An 18161-nucleotide genomic window follows, 5' to 3' on the forward strand; every position below is an offset into this window, starting at 1 on the left:
TACTGGCAAAGTTCACATAACTATCCAGAGATAGTGTACCTGTGGTGAGACTTTCACTACTACTGCTGGGTAGAGTATAATCTCCTACTGTTAAGTTGGTAGTGACTGGTTGTCCATTGTTAAGTGCTACTGTTGCCTTTGTGGCTAGATATAGGAATTGTGCCATGTTAATGGTGACGTTTCCCACGGTAACGGTTGAAGGCAATGCTTTGTTGGTTTCTATGTAGTTTTTGACTTTTTGTGCTGCTTCCAGGATTTCTGCAATGGTTAAATTGGCAGTGCCATAAATGTCGGGGTAACTGCTAACTAATCCATACCTGAAGAGGGCGTATCCTGATGCGTTGTTATCAACAGCAGTCTGCACATCGTTGGTCAGTTCAGTGCCATTTATTGGTGTGGCATTACTGTCTGACTCATAGGTCTGCACTGCTGCAACTACAGGTACTGAGGAATGATTTACGATGTATGAAGTGGTACTACCGATCCAGGCAGTATCTTCCCCATAGTTTCCCTTGTAAATCATGGGTACCAGGAAGTCAGCATACTGAGATAACTGTTCGTAACTTTGACCGTAATAGTAAGTGTTTGCCGCACATTCAGGCATCACACATACTCCGAGATAGATGTAACTCCCTTTTTCCGCACTTTTTGTGTCGAGTAAGGAACGCACATCTGCCACAAAATTGGTGATGATTGATGTTGCCTCAGCTTCACTGGGATGTTTATAAGCAGTTCCAGGATACCTGCAGTAATCAAGGAGAACACCTGTAACATTGTAGGTTGAAACTATGCTGTTAACTTGTTGTTTAACCCATTCTCTGGCATCAATGCCATTAATTGTTGATTCTCCTGCAACGAGCCAGTTTCCATTGCTATCCACGAAACATGGTATCCATGCCCAAACACGAATCCCACTTCCAGCGAATTTTTCAACGAAACTTCCTAGGTTCGCTCCAGTTCGTGGAACGTAAACATAAATATCGGTAATTCCGATACTTGCCAGGTAACTAGGATCAATAGTGCTCAGAGAGGTTGACCATACAAAAAGAGCCTGAACATTAGTGAAGGTGTTATCGGTAACAGTAGCTGAACCTGCTGCACCAGATTGAGGGCTGGTACTGTTATTCACCGGACTAGTACTATTAGTACTGGTGGTAGAATTTGTAGTGCTGGTGGTACTGTTTCCAGTTTCATTATCCGTCACTTTATTTGCGTTGTTTTCAGTGTCATTTCCACTTGAAGTACTCTCATTCACGATTATTTCATCGCTACTTCCGTTAGTGCTGTTACTGATTACAATATTTGTATTTTCACTGTTGTTGCTAATGCTTTGGTTTTGGTCGGTGGCGTATATGCCATTGACACTTAGCAGTGCTATAAAACATAATAAAAGCACAGCTAAAGACAATTTTCGCTTAATTTTATCGCCTCCGTGTCCGAAATGATCTTATTTGAATTTATAGGATCATTTGGAATTATAATTCCCAATGAAATCGCCTAATGGTGACTTTTGGGAATCATTAGGACACGTATTTAAATCAAAATGGCATAACATATAAAATTTTTGATTTAAAACCCTTAAACAAACTATCTCAGAGTCATTTTTTCTTTTTGAGACATCTTTAAATGGGATAAAAATTCAATTGTTCTAATTTACCTTCGATTTGGGCTGTTTTTAAAATTAAACTTCAATTAAAACGTTTTATTCCATAATAAACAATACAAAATCTTATTCAAATGTCTTAATGGTGTTTATATGGATAAAAGCGATCATCAATCAAAACTCAGGTTAAATCACTGTTTTATGATGTTTTGCAGTCTTTATTGGTGGTACACTGACAAACACTTCCCAATCTAAGATTTATCCCAAGTATAATCCAATAATATGTAATTATGGCTAAATAAAAAACTTATTCAATTTGATTTTACCGTCGTAAATATCTGATAACTCCTATTTGACATTTTTCATGATTTATATCTGTTAATAGCAAAATTTTTGCCAAAATAACTCATTACAGAGATTTAAAAAATTAGATAATTTATGAATTTTATATTGAACTATACCAGTTAATTAAACAGTTTAACTGTTAAGTTTCAATTTCTATATTATTTGATTATTGGGATGATAGTAATCTAAAACTTTCATTAGGTTAACGTGGATATCATAAAAAATCAATCATTTAATTCAATTTATAATACAGTTCAATATAATATTCTATCCCATTAAAAATCAATATTTAATTTTAACCTGATTGTGTTTCAATATATTATAATTGATCTCATTAAGAATCATTATTTTGATCTAAATACTTTTCAATATATTATATATAATAGCAGAACAATCAGTAAATTATATTATATGAATTTTTTAAATATTTCAAATTAGACTATGAAATTGAACTGCTGAGACTTTTTATATAAATAGGTGGTTTACTCCATTGATCATTTTATATAATATAATTCTCCATACTAATTGTACTATTGATTTCTACCTGGTTGATTGATATCATATTAACCTTTTTCCAGGAGGAGAAATAACGTTTATAGCTTTAATATTGTCTTTCAAGCTTTAAATAACATTTATATAAGGAGGAATAATAGATGGTAAGAGCATACACTAGAAAAGATTACATACGTAAAATTCCGGGTTCCAGAATTGTTCAATATGACATGGGAAACCTCTCTGGAGAATTCCCTTTAACAGTGAGCTTGGCTCTTAAAGAAAAGGCCCAGTTATCTCACAACGCTCTGGAAGCTGCTAGGATAGCCACTAACCGGTACATGCAACGAAAATCCGGTAGGATGGGTTATCATTTGAAGATAAGGGTTTACCCACATCACATTGTCCGGGAAAATCCAATGGCCACTGGTGCCGGTGCAGACCGTGTGCAGGATGGTATGAGGAAAGCATTTGGAAAACCAGTGAGCTCCGTAGCTCTGGTAAAAGCAAATCAGAGGGTTTTAACCATTAAAACCAACAAGAAGAATTTCCTTGATGCCAAAGACGCCCTTAGAAGGGCTGCTATGAAATTCCCGGTCCCCTGTAGGATAATCGTTGATGAAGGAGCAGAATTAGTCAAATAAATAATATTAAACCGAATAAAATATCAATAAAATCCTAAGTGGTGTATGAGCATGGAGTATGTCGAATTTTTCGAGGAACTAAAAAAGGAAGACGTGGACATAGCTGGTGGAAAGGGAGCTAATCTTGGAGAACTAACCCAAGCAGGGATACCGGTTCCCCCGGGGTTTGTGATAACATCAGCTACCTATCAGAAGTTCATGGATGAAACTGGAATCACCCAGGAAATACTGGACATTCTTAATGCCCTGGATGTTAACAACAACAAAGAACTTCAGGAATCCGCCCGAAAAATAAAAAATATCATCATCAATACTGAAATACCTGATGAAATAAGTAGTCTTATTATTGAAGCATACAACGCGCTTTGCCATCGTATAGGAAAGGAAGACGCTTTTGTAGCAGTAAGGTCATCTGCAACTGCCGAGGACCTGCCAGAAGCATCATTTGCAGGCCAACAGGATACCTACCTTAATGTTAAAGGCCAGGAAGATCTGATAAAATACGTCAGGAAATGCTGGGCATCATTATTTGAAGCTAGAGCCATATTTTACCGGGAAGAAAACAACTTCGACCACTCCAAGGTTTACATAGCAGTGGTAGTTCAGGAAATGGTGGATGCTGAGAAAGCTGGTGTAATGTTTACTGTACACCCCTCTACTGGTGAGGAAAAAATTCTCATAGAAGGAGCATGGGGCCTGGGAGAAGGAGTGGTATCTGGAACTGTAACCCCCGACACCTACTGGATGGATAAATCCACCGGGGAAATTCTGGAGAAACAGGTCAGTGAGAAAAAGACCATGTTCCAGAAAAAATCCGAAAATGGTCAAACAGTACAGGCACCGGTCCCAGAGGAACTTAAAACCAAACAAGTTTTGGATGAAACAGAACTCGCACAACTGGTTGAACTGGGGAAGAAAATTCAGGAACACTACCAGTTCCCTCAGGACACAGAGTGGGCCATTGAATCTGGAAAAATATTCATGCTACAATCAAGACCAGTAACCACCCTGGACATGGCAAGTGTAGGGGGTGAAACCTTGAATGACGGTGACAGGACTGTAATTACCAAAGGATTAGGAGCCAGCCCTGGAATGGCCGCTGGATCTGTTAAGATCGTAAAGAACACCGATGAACTGGATAAAGTCCAGCAGGGTGACATTCTGGTTACAGTGATGACCACCCCGGACATGGTACCAGCCATGAAACGGGCCAATGGAATCATCACCGATGAAGGTGGAGTAACCTGTCACGCAGCAATTGTATCCCGTGAACTGGGAATACCCTGTGTAGTGGGAACTGGAGATGCCACATCCATGCTACCTGAAAACAGTCAGGTAACCCTTGATGGGAATAAGGGAATAGTCTGGGAAGGACTCCTGGTAGAAACTACTAAAAAAGAGGAAACCACTCTAGAACCTAGTGTAGTTTTACAGGCACCATTAACAGTTACTGAAGTTAAAGTTAATGTGAGTATGTCCGAAGCAGCTAAAAAAGCAGCCGCAACCGGTGCAGATGGTGTGGGACTCCTCAGAACCGAACACATGATGCTCACCACTGGAGTACACCCTAAGAAGTACATCCAAGAGGGTAATGAAGCAGAACTGGTTAAGGTACTGGTGGAAAATGTCCTGAAAGTGGCCGATGCATTCTACCCTAAAACAGTGTGGTACCGTACCCTTGATGCTCCTACCGATGAATTCCAATCACTGGATGGTGGGGAAGACGAACCATACGAACACAACCCTATGCTGGGATGGAGAGGAATACGCCGGGAACTGGACGAACCAGAAATCCTACTGGCAGAGTTCAAGGCCATTAAAAAACTCCACGAACAGGGATACACCAATATTGGAATCATGCTACCGTTACTGCAACACCCTGATGAACTGAAACAGGCTAAAGAAATTGCCAGAAAGGCTGGTTTGAAACCACAGAAAAACATTGAATTCGGGATGATGGTGGAAACACCGGCAGCAGCACTGACCATCGAGGATTTCATAGCAGAAGGTATTGATTTTGTAAGCTTCGGAACCAATGACCTAACCCAGTACACCTTGGCTATTGACCGGAACAATGAAAACGTGGCGGATCTTTACACCGAAAGTCACCCTGCAGTTCTAAAACTCATTGAACGGGTTATAATTGAGTGTAACAAGGCTGGAGTCAAAACCAGTATCTGTGGACAGGCTGGAAGCATACCTGCAATTGTGGAAAAGCTGGTGGAACTGGGTATAACCTCAGTATCAGCCAACACTGATGCCGTAGCCGCAGTAAGAGAAACTGTAGCACGAGTAGAACAGAAACTCCTCCTCAAAGCAGCTCGTAAGTTGATGCAGGAATAAAAACTCTTTATTTTTTATTTTAAACATTTTACTTTATTTTTTTGGATATATTATTTTTCTAAGGGATTAAAAATGGAAGACAAGGGAATATCCAAAGAGCAAGTATACCAAATGCTCAGGGAATACAAAGAAAAAGACCTCACCCATCGCTCAGGTAGAATACTGGGATCAATGTGCACCTGTCCCCACCCAGTTGGAGTCAGGGCATATTCCATGTTTTTAGAATCAAACCTGGGAGATCCAGGACTGTTCCCCGGAACAAAAGCCCTGGAAGACGAAGTTATCACCATACTCGGGGGTTTACTTGGAAAAAAAGATGTTCATGGTCACATTATTACTGGAGGGACTGAAGCCAACCTCATGGCAATGAGAGCCGCCCGTAATATGAGAAACCTGGATAATCCAGAGATCATTGTTCCTAAATCAGCACATTTCTCCTTCAAAAAGGCATCAGACATGTTATGTCTTGATTTGAAAATGGCAGATTTGGACGAAGATTACAGGATGGATACCTCATCAGTGGAGGAATTAATTTCAGATAACACTGTAGCCATTGTGGGAGTGGCTGGAACCACAGAACTTGGAAAAATAGACCCAATAGCGGATCTTTCCAAAATTTGTATGGATAATGATATTTACTTCCACGTTGATGCTGCTTTTGGAGGTTACACCATACCTTTCCTCAAGGAAGCTGGGTATGATTTACCAGAATTCGATTTCAGCCTACCTGGAGTTTCATCCATGACCATAGACCCACATAAGATGGGTCTTGCTCCAATCCCCACTGGTGGGATTCTTTTCCGCAAACACGAGTACCTGGAAGCAATAGCTGTTGAAACACCATACCTCACTGAGGATCTCCAGTCAACAGTGGTGGGTACCCGAACAGGTGCAGCCACCGCAGCCACCTGGGCACTCTTAAAACACCTGGGCCGGGAAGGATACCGTGAAGTTGCTACCCATTGTATGGAAATAACTCATAAACTGGCTGAAGGGGTTAAAGAAGCAGGTTTTGAACTGGTAACCGAACCAGAACTGAACATTGTACCATTTCATTCCTCTGAAATTCCAGTAAAAGAAATTGCACGAAGACTGGAGGCTAAAGGTTGGGCAGTCTCCCTGGCATCATACCCCCGAGCCATAAGGGTCATTGTAATGCCCCACCTGAAAGAAGAACATGTTGATGCATTTATCAGGGATTTAAAGGAAATTTGAAGAGTAATTAAAACTTATTTTTTTTATTTTACTTCCTACCTTTTTTTAATTGAGATTATTTTTTTAATTTTTTTAATTAAATCTCATTTATAATCTCATTTTTAATGAAGATCCCTTTTTTTCAAATTTTAATTCTCAAAATGGATTTTATAATCTTCGAAATAGAACCCATACTTAAGTTACCTGTAATTTTAACTTTTTAACAGGTTAATTTTTATAATCCAGAAACTTCAATCACAAGTAAATTAATAACTGGTTAATTTTTATTATTCGATAAACTTCAATAAGCAGTAATTTTAGCAACATAATCCCGAAACTTATCAGTAATCTAACTAAGATTCGTTTATTTACATAGAATAAGATTAGTATTTAAGGATTGAATTTAATGCAAGTTTCTTTTAAAAAATAAAATATAATGGGTGTACTCAAAGTACACTCATTAATTTTCAATTCAAGGGTCTAAAACGACAAACTATCTACTCTTCGGGCGAATTCATTGGCATGTGTTCGTGTGGTTCCATAATCCTCGTAGGTGTACGTCTCGTAAAGTATCGCCGGAATACCAGCCTGTATCAATGGCACTGTAACGTAAGCCGGACTGGTCTGGCCGGGTGGTGAGAAGTAGGTTAACCAGGATATTCCATTTTTAATGGCCCAGGCAAAGGACTCCGAAGAAGTTCCAGAAACAGGACTGAAAACAAATCGGGTGTAAGCCCAGTTACCAACGTTGGAATGTATATCAATGGCCAGCTGGAATTTTTTACTGATTATATCTGGAACTACGAAGCTATTGGCCAATAACTGTCCATTCATCCTACCTTTGTCATAATCCCCTGCATCTCGGGTTACAGTCACATGATAAATGTAGTAACAGTACTGCAGTGAATTATCGTAGTCTCCGATGGTTTCCATCATGGCTTGGTGTGAGGCCTGTTCAATGGGATGAACCCCTACAATGTAGGCGATCTTAACCGGGGACATTAGGTTACCATAGGGTCCCAGTCTAACAACCTCCCCATAATCAGTACTTCCCAGATAGGTGATGGTTTTCCAGCTTTTTAAGTAAATATCATCAGGTAAATGCCTGTAATTTTTATAATAATCCATTATTTGGCTGTAAGCATAAACCTGAGAGTGGAAACTAACTCTACCTAATCCAGTAACTCCGTATGATGGGGGTTGCTGGTTTGTGTTCATGTAATCCAATATCCTATTGGCAAAGTCAATGTAATCTGCCTTCAATAGGGATCCACTGTTCATCTGTTCGTAACTGGCTGATGGCATTGAAAAGTCTTCAAGGATAATAGCATGGTTAAGGCCACTGTTTATCTGAGTTACACTGGAAATGAGTAGATATAAGAACTGGGAAATATTTACCGTGATTCCTGCAACATCCGCAGTTTCTGGTAGGGAACTGTAGATATCAAAGTTATTTTTCACGCCAGTGGCAGTTTCAGCCACCTGATCTATGGTAAAAGTTATGTTAATCCCAGTAATTGGTATATTGCCAGAATTCCATGGTTTCATGGCGATATTCACTGGTAAAGTACTGGTTGAATTGTAATAATCAAGGATCCGGCTGAATAGATATACCTGGGATTGGTAGCTGATTTTTCCGAGTCCTATGTATCCGTATGGTGGTGCCTGGTGATTATCGTTCATGTAATCATTTATTCTCTGGGCAAAATCCAGGAAATTAGACACGGTCATAATTCCAGATTTAAATGATTCTTCACTGTAAGTGGGCTGGGAATCGCTCTGTAAGAGTATGGGACTGTAATCATTATTTTCAATCTGATTAACTGCTTTTACTGCTAGATGCAAGAATTGTGCGGTGTAGATGGTGATTCCGTTGATAGTTATTGTTGTGGGTATGGTTTTGGTGGTTTCTATGGTATTTTTCAGTTCTGAGGCTGCACTGGCTATTTGTGCAGGGGTGAAAGTGGTTGGTGGTGTGTATAGTATGGGTATGTTGCTGGAGGTGAATGGGTTCATGGCTACTGCCACTGGCAGACTTCCGCTGCTGTTGTATATGCTGAGAACACGGGCAAATAGATATACTTGGGATTGGTAGCTGATTTTTCCGAGTCCTATGTATCCGTATGGTGGTGCCTGATGATTGTCGTTCATGTAGCCGGTTATTCTCTGGGCAAAGTCAAGGTAGTCGTTTTGGGTCATGGTTCCAGAGTTTAACTGTTCCTCGGTGTAGCTTGGTTTTTCGTTGCTGGTTAGTAGTATCGGTGTGGTGTTGTTGTTAGCCAGTTGTGTGGTGGCTTGTGTGGCAAGTTGCAAGAATTGTGCGGTGTAGATGGTGATTCCGTTGATAGTTATTGTTGTGGGTATGGTTTTGGTGGTTTCTATGGTATTTTTCAGTTCTGAGGCTGCACTGGCTATTTGTGCAGGGGTGAAAGTGGTTGGTGGTGTGTATAGTATGGGTATGTTGTTGGAGGTGAATGGTTTCATGGTTACTGCCACTGGCAGACTTCCGGTGCTGTTGTAGATGGTTAGTATTCTTGTGAATAGATAGACCTGTGACTGGTAGCTGATTTTTCCGAGTCCTATGTATCCGTATGGTGGTGCCTGATGGTTCTGGTTCATGTGGTTGGTTATTCTCTGGGCGAAGTCGAGGTAGTCGTTTTGGGTCATGGTTCCAGAGTTGAGTTGTTCTTCACTGTAGGTAGGTTGATCATCATTTTGTAAGAGGATAGGATCGTAGTTTTTGTTGGCCAGTTGTGTGGTGGCTTGTGTGGCTAGGTGAAGGAATTGTGCGGTGTAGATGGTGATTCCGTTGATAGTTATTGTTGTGGGTATGGTTTTGGTGGTTTCTATGGTGTCTTTAAGAGTAACTGCTGCGCTTACTATTTGTGCAGGGGTGAAAGTGGTTGGTGGTGTGTAGAGTATGGGTATGTTGCTAGGGGTGAATGGTTTCAGGCTTACATAAGTAGGTAGTGTGCCGTTGGTGTAGTAAATGCTCAGGATTCGACTGAAGAGATATACTTGGGATTGGTAGCTGATTTTTCCGAGTCCTATGTATCCATAGGGTGGTGCTTCCTGGTTGTTATTCATGTAATCGTCAACACGATTGGCAAAATCCAGGTAATCTGATCGACTGATACTACCACTTCCCAGTGATTCTTCACTGTACCTGGGGGCCTGGTCATTTTCTAAACTTATAGGTTTGCTATTGTTTTGTTGTATTTGATTGGTTGCATCAACAGCCAGATGCAGATACTGTGCCGTGCTGATAGTTTGATTACCAATAGTTACATTATCAGGTAGCTTCTTGTTGGTGTCAATATGGTTCTGCACAGCAACCGAAGCATTGGATATTTCACTGACTGTAAAATTAGTAGAATTTTCAGCAGAAACAGCGCTAACATTCAAAAAAATTATAACTGCAAAAAACAACGTCAAATACAAAATTGATTTCATATTCACTATATTTACCTCCCCCATTTATTCAAAGAGAACTTATGCATATCTTATGAGTATTATATCATACTCGTTCATAATACTCTTTTTGACTTAATAAATGTTCCCCTGAGGGAAGTTTGCTTGGAAATTGAAAAATTATAAAACCACAGACTGTGGATAGGGTAATATGGATAAAGTTAATGAAAACAGGGCCAATGAAATTATATTAAAACCACTATATATTCAGTTATAGCTGATTCAGCATATGTGGGATATTCAGCATACAAATGATATTCACAGGGATGATACTCAACACATGGAGGATATTCACTTGGAACCTATTCAACAAATGGAACATATTCAAACTCCCTTAACTTCAAAAATCATTAAAAATCTTAAAATAGGTCATCAAATAATGCTATCTGGCAGTATCTTAACTGGCCGGGATGCAGCGCTCCCCCGCCTGGTGAAACTGGCCCAGGAAAATAAAAGCCCAATTACGCTGGAAGGTGCAGCTATAATGCATACTGCTGTCAGTCCAGCAGGCATTGCACCCACAAGCAGTAATAAAACAGAAATAGAATCTAGTATTGGTCCATTATCTCAGGCAGGGGTGAAGATGCACATTGGTAAAGGTGCACTCTCTGGAAAAACAATAGAATTATTAGAAGAAAACAACTCTCTGTTTGTGGTAACTCCACCAGCTGCTGCCCTGTTAACCAGTAAAATGATATTTTCTGAAGTTTTAGCCTTCCCTGAGGAGGGTATGGAGGCCCTGCACCAGATTGAAGTTAAGGATTTTCCAGGGATAGTGGCGGTAGCCCACGGGGAATCAATTTATTGAATTAGTTTTTATTTGAATTAGTTTCTATCAAAATTTAAATAATGGTTTATTTTTGTTTCAAATTCCTGGTTTTCCAAAGGCCTTATCCCCTGCATCACCCAGACCCGGGATAATGTAACCCTCCGGGTTTAGTTTTTCATCCACTGCACAGGTGCATATCTCCACATCAGGGTGCTCTTTTTGCACCTGGTCTATGCCCTTTCTGGATGCTATCACATTGAGTAAGACCAAGCGACGTGGATTTCCTTTCTCCTTAATACGGTCCAAAATGGCGTTCATGGTGTTTCCAGTGGCCAGCATGGGGTCAGCGATTACCACTATTTTATCATCCAGTAGGGGTAGTTTAAAGTAACCAATATCCACTTTAAATGGTGCTTCATCCCTCCGGGATGCACCTACCACCCCGTACTGTGCATTCCTGAAAACCCTCATAATCCCCTCAACCAGGGGAATAGCCGCTCTTAAAACACTCACCACTACAATATCATTTTTATCCTTTATCCTCACCCCTTCTGCAATTCCAAGGGGAGTTTGCACAGTCACATATTCTCTTTCAAGGGTGTTGGATAATTCATAGGCCAACCAGCGCCCTATTTCTATTATCCCTCCTCTGAAATGGATGCCATCTATTCCATCCCTTCTGATCAGGGTGAGTTTTTCCTGCACCAGTAAGTGGTCTATGATTTTTATCATTTTTTCTCCTGAAATGGGGGTGATGAGTTGCTCAATATTAATCTGAAAATAATGTAAAAAATGAATTTATCAAATCTGATTCATGTTTATTTATCAGTTGAGTATCATTTTTAGGGGATATCTGTTATAATATTAATTTCATGCATAAAAATATTTTATCAATTATTATTTCATCAATTTATTTTAATTTTAAAAAATTTAATTTAACATTAAACTCATAAATTTTAAACAGGGTTTTAAAATGAATAGGGTAAGTGTAATTTTTATAGCAGCAGTACCACTCATTTTAATAATAATCATAGCATTTTTCTTCCTTTTATCCCCGCAGAGTACCAGTACCAATGAAACTGGTTTTGGTACTGAAGTAATTGCCCAAAACCTGGAAGTACCATGGGCCATAGCTTTCCTGCCTGATGGCCGTCTTATCTTCACTGAACGGGGAGGAGAAATCAACATCATTGATAGTGGTAATGTTAAAAATGTGGGAAAAATCAATGTAACCACTAATGGTGAGTCAGGACTCATGGGAATAGCAGTTGACCCTGATTTTAACCAGAACCACTACATCTACATGTACTACACCAGTGGAAATAACAACCGTATCTCCCGGTTTGTTTTGAATGAAACACTCGGCAATGAAACCATCCTAGTTGGAAATATCCCTGCTGCTTCCATTCACAACGGGGGCCGGTTGAAGTTCGGACCAGATGGAAAACTCTACGCCACTACTGGGGATGCGGGTAATTCATCCCTGGCCCAGGACCTTAACTCATTAGGTGGTAAAATACTACGATTAAATTCCGACGGTTCTGTGCCCTCGGATAATCCATTGGGGAGCTATGTGTACAGTTATGGGCACCGTGACCCTCAGGGGATCACCTGGGGCCCCACAGGGACCATGTATTCATCAGAGCATGGGGACAGTGCCAATGACGAACTTAACATTATCGTGAAAGGTGGAAATTATGGTTGGCCACTGTATCAGGGAAATGACACTGCTACCGGATACATAAAACCCATCAGAGGATACACTGAGTTCACCCTGGCACCATCTGGAATAGCATTCTACCAGAACGCGATCTGGATCGCAGGTTTAAGAGGTTCTCAATTAAGGAAAGTAACTTTGAGTGATGATGGTAATTCAGTCATGGGGGAAAAGGCATTTTTCAGACAGATGGGAAGGATCCGTGAAGTGGTGGAACATAATGGCTACCTCTACATCAGCACTTCCAACCGGGATGGAAGGGGAATTCCCCAGACCGGTGATGATAAAATATTAAAAATAAAAATCAGTTGATTTTAAGTTTTTTATGGTACTTTTGAAGTAAAACTGGTTAAAAATAGTTTAAAAGAAAACCAGCCAAAATATTTTAATCACTTCCAGAACCATCAGATCTGTTTTTCATTACCACATTTTTACCATGTGCTGAGGGTATTACTTTCATCTCTCCATCTGTAAACTCCAGATCCAGTTCTTTCCCCTCCTGTAACATGTGGAGGAATATGGCCAGTGAAGAGACCTCAGAGTGGGGTTGGGTGGTCACGGAAACATTCCATTCTGCCTCCTGATACACTTTACTGGGAACGCGTGAACCACCAACCACCACCAGTTTATCCCTGCTTGAGTTCCTGATTTTGGGAGTGATATCTTGCACTGGTTCTCCATACATGGTGAGGTGAACTATTTCTCCACCATTATTTTTCCATTCATCCAGAAAATTCTGCCAACCTTTACGGTATTCCACCTGGAAATCACCGCCCCAACGCTTAACCACATCCTGAACATTCTCCATGAGCTTTTTATCATGATCTCCACTTAAATAAACACCGGATGCTCCCAGTGCCCGGGCAGTAAGACAGACGTGAGTGGTGATCCTGGCATCACGAACCCGGCGATGATCCAATCGTAAAACTTTAACTTCCATTTAAACACTCCATGAAATGAATATAACTATGAATAAAAGGGATAACATCCTTCCCATTTCATTGGATGCGCCCAGAATATCTCCATTGGTCCATTTGAAATTTCTTCGGGTGATGAGGATCATTAACAATCCTGAAACAAGACCACCCAGTATGCCGATGACTCCAGTGTAACTACCAGTTACTCCCAGGTAGTTGAAACCTAATAATCCTAGAATGATGCAGAGGGCAACTGATCCAGTGAGGAGCTTCCAGTCCATGTTATTGATGAAGTACTGGCCAGTACCATCTTTTAATGGTTGGGAAAAAGTTGCACAGGTCACCAGGCTGAGTTTGGCAGCTACTTCCGACACAAAAACGGCTGGTAAAATGTAAACTGCGGATAAGGATGTAATAGAGGTGACAGTTACCATGGAAACAATTAAAAGCAAGGCCAGGCCACCAGTGCCTATCCTTTTATCCCTCATTATTTCTATCTTCCGTTTGGGGTCTCCGTGGGCCATGAGGCCATCACCAAAGTCAACCAGGCCATCCAGGTGATGGAACCCAGTGAAGCTAATTGCCAAACTGTAAATCAGTGCTGCTGATAAGAGTTGAGATAGATGTAGTGGATACATAAGTAGCCATCCAAAGCCACCTACAATAATTCCAATGAAAGCTCCAATTATTGGCCAGATAAAAGTAAACTTTGCCATCTCAGGGATGGTGCTGTGAATATTTAGGGGTAGTATTGTAGAGAATGATACCAGACCTAAGAACCCATGTATGCTGAACTGGGATTCATCATCTTTACTGGTCATCTGAGGTTGGGGAACTTTTCCCTGAAGATCTTTATTGGACACTTTTCATTCCTTCTTAGTCAATTTTATTGATTTTAAACTTTTTTATTCATTTTAGAATACTATTTATTCTATTTGGGCTATTTTTTATTCTCTTTAAGTACTTTCAATTCATTTTATGCATATTTGTTTCTTTTAGGCATTTTAATCATTTTTGAGCCTTTTAATTCATTTAGGACACTTTAACTCTTTATTGGGAAATGTTTATTCCTCAAATAATTTGGACATACAACCTGCAATTAGGCCTGCGAAAACATCGTCCAGCATGGGCCCCAGAGTCCCGATAATCCCTGGCTTGGCTTCATCATACCGTTTAAAGTTAAAAATAGCCTTGGTTCCAGCTATCTGGTTGGCAATGGCCATCCCCAAAACTTCGTCGGAGTAGAGGTAGGCGGGATCATCATCCACATCCACACCTTTAATTCGGTGATCTAAGAGGTCCTCTTCAACTCGAATACCTGCTATAATCAATACTATAACATTAATATCTGTCAATGACTTTTTGATCTGTTCTTCAAGTCTTATTTCCAATTCTTCAGTTTTTTCGACTCCAGCCAGAAGTTCCAAACCTGCTTCCACCAGTTGTGGTACTTCAACTCCTGCTTCGCTCATGTAGTCATAAATTGAGCTGGATACGTCATTATCTTTCATTAAAACACCCATAATCTATAATATTAAGAGGTATGCACTATCTAAAATAGTTTATTCTAAATAATAAAGAACTCATTAAGTGTAACTTTTCTTTTTGTAGTCTTATAGTTGTAGCCTTTGTATGTAATTTGTTACGTAAATTTAATATCTTTCCAGAAAATTATCAAAACGAATATTATTTAGATAATTGACCACATAAATAACACTAGAATTATCTAACAGGATGGAAAATATGGGAATATTAAGTACTAAAATGGATTTAATATTCCTAAAGGCCTTTAAATGGTGATTGTCAATATAAGGGGGTGTTATGTTGAAAGTTCATCTTAGAGTCTTTGTAGAGGTAGAAAACCTGGGAAAAGCTATGAATGCCCTTGCTGATGCCGGAATCACTGGATTCTATATTCTGGAGTACAAAGGCATGTCTCCTCAGGACTGGAAAGGGTTCTCAATTAAAGAAGACCCAAAATCGGCTATTGGGCTTATCAAGGACTATGCCACCGATGCAGTACTGGTCTGCAGCGTAGTGGACGAAGAAAAAACAGATAAAATAGTAGAATCTGTAATGCAGGCACTGGAAGGTGAAAAATACACTATTCTGGAAGTACCTATCCGCAGAATTATAGTCAACAACCAGGACCCTGAAAAAGAAAGGGCTGAAACATGGTTACTGGAGAAAGAAGTACCCTGTTTTTATTGTGGTGAAAATTCTGTTCAAAGGATAAGAATCGACATGAACAAAGCTAAAATATGGTGTACCAATTGCGGTGCAGCCCGTTACTATCTTATAAAAGGTGTGGAAAAGGAGGGAAGCTGATGGCAGTTAAAAAATGGAAACTTGAAAAGGGAGCCAACTGCTATAACTGCGGAGATGCTACCACTCATGATATAGAGGTCGATGAGTTCAACATTAAAATACGCTGCCGTGAATGTGGATTCAGCAGATATTACACCTTCCATATGGTGGATCTGCCCCGCAAATGACGAATTTAAAAATCTAGGGAAACCATTGATATATAATTAAAAATTTGGAATGATTTAAAAAAGAAAATAGGAGTGTTTAACACACCTATCTATTTAATCTCAACTTTGAAGCTTTCAGTTTTTTCCTGTTTTGGGATTTCAACCTTTAAAACACCATTTTCGTATTCTGCTTCAGCTTCCTGGGCAATGACCTTTTTGGGGAGTCTAACCGTTCTTTTTATAACTCCTGATTTTCGGTCGTGGAGAGTCATGTGGCTTCCACGGTTGATTTCCTGTGTTATATCAAAATTGGCCTTAATTCTAACCCTGGTTTCAGTAACATCCAGATCAATGTCTTCTTTTTTGATACCGGGTAGGTCCACGTGAACAATTACACTATCATCTGTTTCCAGAATATCTTTTCCAGGGACGAAGGTGTAATCAACAACGGATTTTCCGATGTCTTTGCTGATACTGTCAATAGCTTTGGCAGTATCTTCCATCATCTTCTCAACAAATCCTTTCTTATCTAAAATAGTCCGTTTTTTCTTCATTTATTTCACCTCATAGTTATGAGTACAAACTCGTTTTTGAGTCAATTATTATAATTCTCAATCAATTATATAAAATTTCCCAGAAAACAAAAAAAATAATGATGAGGAAAGATAATAATATTAATCAATGTGATTTGGTTAAGAAGTAGTCAGGTTAAGAAACAAGGTAGAAATGACCCGGATTAAGAAGGAATGATACGTTTAACATCATTGGTTGATTATTCTTATTTAAGGATTTATTTAAGGAGGATTCAAAGTCATGGCATTAATTATTGATCCACAACAGGCAGGGATATCTGGAAACATGGTCATAGGGGCCCTGATAAATTTAGGGGCAACTGCAGAAATAGTTAAAGAAATCATGGAGCATTATGGTTCCTATTTTGGAGAGATAACTGTTAAGATTGAAGATGTTAATAAATCAGGAATTTCTACAACCTTTGTTAATGTTAAATGTTCTGATCATAAACCCATAGCTTACCCAATTTTACTGGAAACTTTAGAAGAAATTGAACATGAAAAAATCACTTCCCCTATTTTGAACTTTGCCAAAAAAGTTTTCCAAACACTGGCAATAGCTGAATCTCATGTTCACGGAGTAGATATGGATAAGATACATTTTCATGAGGTCGGGGCGGCTGATGCGGTGGCAGATGTAATCGGTGCCTCTTATGCTTTCCATGAATTAGGGTTATCTCATCAAAAAGTTTATGGACTTCCACCTGCCCTGGGAGGAGGTAGGATAAAGAGTGATCATGGAAATCTAACTGTCCCTGCCCCGGCAACCCTTGAAATTCTTAAAAACATTCCAGCTATGGGTGGACCTGTAAATCATGAACTTACCACACCAACGGGAGCAGCTTTACTGGTGAACATGGTGGATGAATTCTCAGAATTTTATCCCCTAATAACCAACAAAAAGATTGCATATGGAGCTGGAAGCCATGATCTGAACTATCCAAACGTTTTAAGACTAGTTTTGGGTACATCTCCCATACCCACCGATAAAATATCGATTCTAGAGACAAATCTGGATGATGTTACTGGGGAAGTGTTAGGTCATACTGTGGACAGGCTTATGGAGGAAGGTGCACTTGATGTGACCATAATCCCCACTATTGCCAAGAAAAACAGGCCAGCTCATCTTTTAAGAGTGATCAGTAAATCCAGCATGAATTCTATTCTTTCAGAGACCATAATTCGGGAAACAGGTACTCTTGGTGTTAGAACAATTCCCTATGTACACCGGAACATTGTAAGCCGTGAGATAATTCCAGTTGAGGTTGACTTTAATGGACAACCAAAGACAGTGCGGATTAAAGTTGCTAAGATTGGTGAGGAGATAGTTAACGTCACCGTTGAATACGAAGATGCTCGAAAGGTTTCAGAAGAGATTCAAATGCCCCTAAAAGATGTTATAAGATTTATAAATCAAAAAATTAGTTTTTAAATTGTTAAATCTGTTTTAAGTGGAATCCTCTTTTTATTTTTATTTTTTTACTCTATTTTTCCATTAATTTCATTTTCAAGTATGGAAAGATTAAAATAATTTGTGGATCTCATATTACGTAAAAATATGTTAATATGAAAATATTTGAATTAAGCTTCCTAGCCAATATTCAATGGCTCGGGGGTGAG

15 protein-coding genes are annotated in these 18161 nt (G+C 39.5%); 8 read left to right on the forward strand and 7 right to left on the reverse strand.

From position 1 onward, the window contains the following. A partial coding sequence (locus A994_RS06405; protein WP_048204126.1) for a pseudomurein-binding repeat-containing protein occupies window positions 1-1408 on the reverse strand: 1408 nt, incomplete at its 3' end. Between the two features lie 1193 nt (window positions 1409-2601). On the opposite strand from A994_RS06405, the gene rplJ reads away from it, so the two are divergent. The 3 genes from rplJ (at window position 2602) to mfnA (ending at window position 6642) form a co-directional block, all read left to right on the forward strand. Next, complete coding sequence (gene rplJ, locus A994_RS06410; protein ID WP_004030560.1) at window positions 2602-3084, forward strand: 50S ribosomal protein L16; 483 nt, start codon at window positions 2602-2604, stop codon at window positions 3082-3084. A 51-nt stretch (window positions 3085-3135) separates the two neighbouring features. Beyond that, the gene (gene ppsA, locus A994_RS06415) at window positions 3136-5427 is read left to right on the forward strand and encodes a phosphoenolpyruvate synthase (RefSeq protein ID WP_004030561.1); all 2292 of its coding nucleotides are present in this window, start codon (window positions 3136-3138) and stop codon (window positions 5425-5427) included. 72 nt (window positions 5428-5499) lie between these two features. Further along, on the forward strand, window positions 5500-6642 hold the full coding sequence (gene mfnA, locus A994_RS06420; protein ID WP_004030562.1) for a tyrosine decarboxylase MfnA: 1143 nt from the start codon (window positions 5500-5502) through the stop codon (window positions 6640-6642). Window positions 6643-7101: 459 nt separating this feature from the next. Here the strand turns inward: mfnA and A994_RS12890 are convergent, their stop codons facing one another. Further along, window positions 7102-10074 carry a hypothetical protein gene (locus A994_RS12890; protein WP_237739715.1) on the reverse strand — a complete coding sequence of 991 codons (2973 nt, stop codon included), beginning with the start codon at window positions 10072-10074 and terminating at the stop codon, window positions 7102-7104. A gap of 331 nt (window positions 10075-10405) precedes the next feature. On the opposite strand from A994_RS12890, the gene A994_RS06430 reads away from it, so the two are divergent. Beyond that, entirely contained in the window at window positions 10406-10900 is a 495-nt protein-coding gene (locus A994_RS06430; protein ID WP_048204136.1) for a fumarate hydratase C-terminal domain-containing protein, read from the forward strand. A gap of 57 nt (window positions 10901-10957) precedes the next feature. Here A994_RS06430 and upp read toward each other — a convergent pair whose 3' ends face one another. Further along, a complete protein-coding gene (gene upp / locus A994_RS06435) occupies window positions 10958-11593 on the reverse strand; it encodes a uracil phosphoribosyltransferase (RefSeq protein ID WP_004030567.1) in 636 nt (211 codons plus the stop codon). Between the two features lie 241 nt (window positions 11594-11834). On the opposite strand from upp, the gene A994_RS06440 reads away from it, so the two are divergent. Then, complete coding sequence (locus tag A994_RS06440) at window positions 11835-12890, forward strand: PQQ-dependent sugar dehydrogenase (RefSeq protein WP_004030568.1); 1056 nt, start codon at window positions 11835-11837, stop codon at window positions 12888-12890. 73 nt (window positions 12891-12963) lie between these two features. Here the strand turns inward: A994_RS06440 and A994_RS06445 are convergent, their stop codons facing one another. The 3 genes from A994_RS06445 to A994_RS06455 all read right to left on the reverse strand — a co-directional run bounded on the left by A994_RS06445 (window position 12964) and on the right by A994_RS06455 (window position 15006). Continuing rightward, the gene (locus A994_RS06445; RefSeq protein WP_004030569.1) at window positions 12964-13518 is read right to left on the reverse strand and encodes a tRNA methyltransferase; all 555 of its coding nucleotides are present in this window, start codon (window positions 13516-13518) and stop codon (window positions 12964-12966) included. Next, entirely contained in the window at window positions 13519-14358 is an 840-nt protein-coding gene (cobS, locus tag A994_RS06450; protein WP_004030571.1) for an adenosylcobinamide-GDP ribazoletransferase, read from the reverse strand. 201 nt (window positions 14359-14559) lie between these two features. Continuing rightward, a complete protein-coding gene (locus A994_RS06455; protein ID WP_004030572.1) occupies window positions 14560-15006 on the reverse strand; it encodes a phosphatidylglycerophosphatase A in 447 nt (148 codons plus the stop codon). A gap of 310 nt (window positions 15007-15316) precedes the next feature. On the opposite strand from A994_RS06455, the gene A994_RS06460 reads away from it, so the two are divergent. Further along, the gene (locus A994_RS06460) at window positions 15317-15823 is read left to right on the forward strand and encodes an MJ1244 family protein (RefSeq protein WP_237739709.1); all 507 of its coding nucleotides are present in this window, start codon (window positions 15317-15319) and stop codon (window positions 15821-15823) included. Next, window positions 15823-15990, forward strand: a complete 168-nt coding sequence (locus tag A994_RS13385; RefSeq protein WP_004030575.1) for a hypothetical protein — start codon at window positions 15823-15825, stop codon at window positions 15988-15990. Before A994_RS06460 ends, A994_RS13385 begins: the two co-directional genes overlap by 1 nt. 89 nt (window positions 15991-16079) lie before the next feature. On the opposite strand, the gene A994_RS06465 is transcribed toward A994_RS13385, so the two are convergent. Then, window positions 16080-16523, reverse strand: coding sequence for an Hsp20/alpha crystallin family protein (locus A994_RS06465; RefSeq protein WP_004030577.1), 444 nt, complete (start codon window positions 16521-16523; stop codon window positions 16080-16082). A gap of 259 nt (window positions 16524-16782) precedes the next feature. On the opposite strand from A994_RS06465, the gene larC reads away from it, so the two are divergent. After that, on the forward strand, window positions 16783-17973 hold the full coding sequence (gene larC, locus A994_RS06470) for a nickel pincer cofactor biosynthesis protein LarC (protein WP_004030578.1): 1191 nt from the start codon (window positions 16783-16785) through the stop codon (window positions 17971-17973). Window positions 17974-18161: the final 188 nt, after the last annotated feature.

Source organism: Methanobacterium formicicum DSM 3637, assembly GCF_000302455.1.
Classification (GTDB): domain Archaea; phylum Methanobacteriota; class Methanobacteria; order Methanobacteriales; family Methanobacteriaceae; genus Methanobacterium; species Methanobacterium formicicum_A.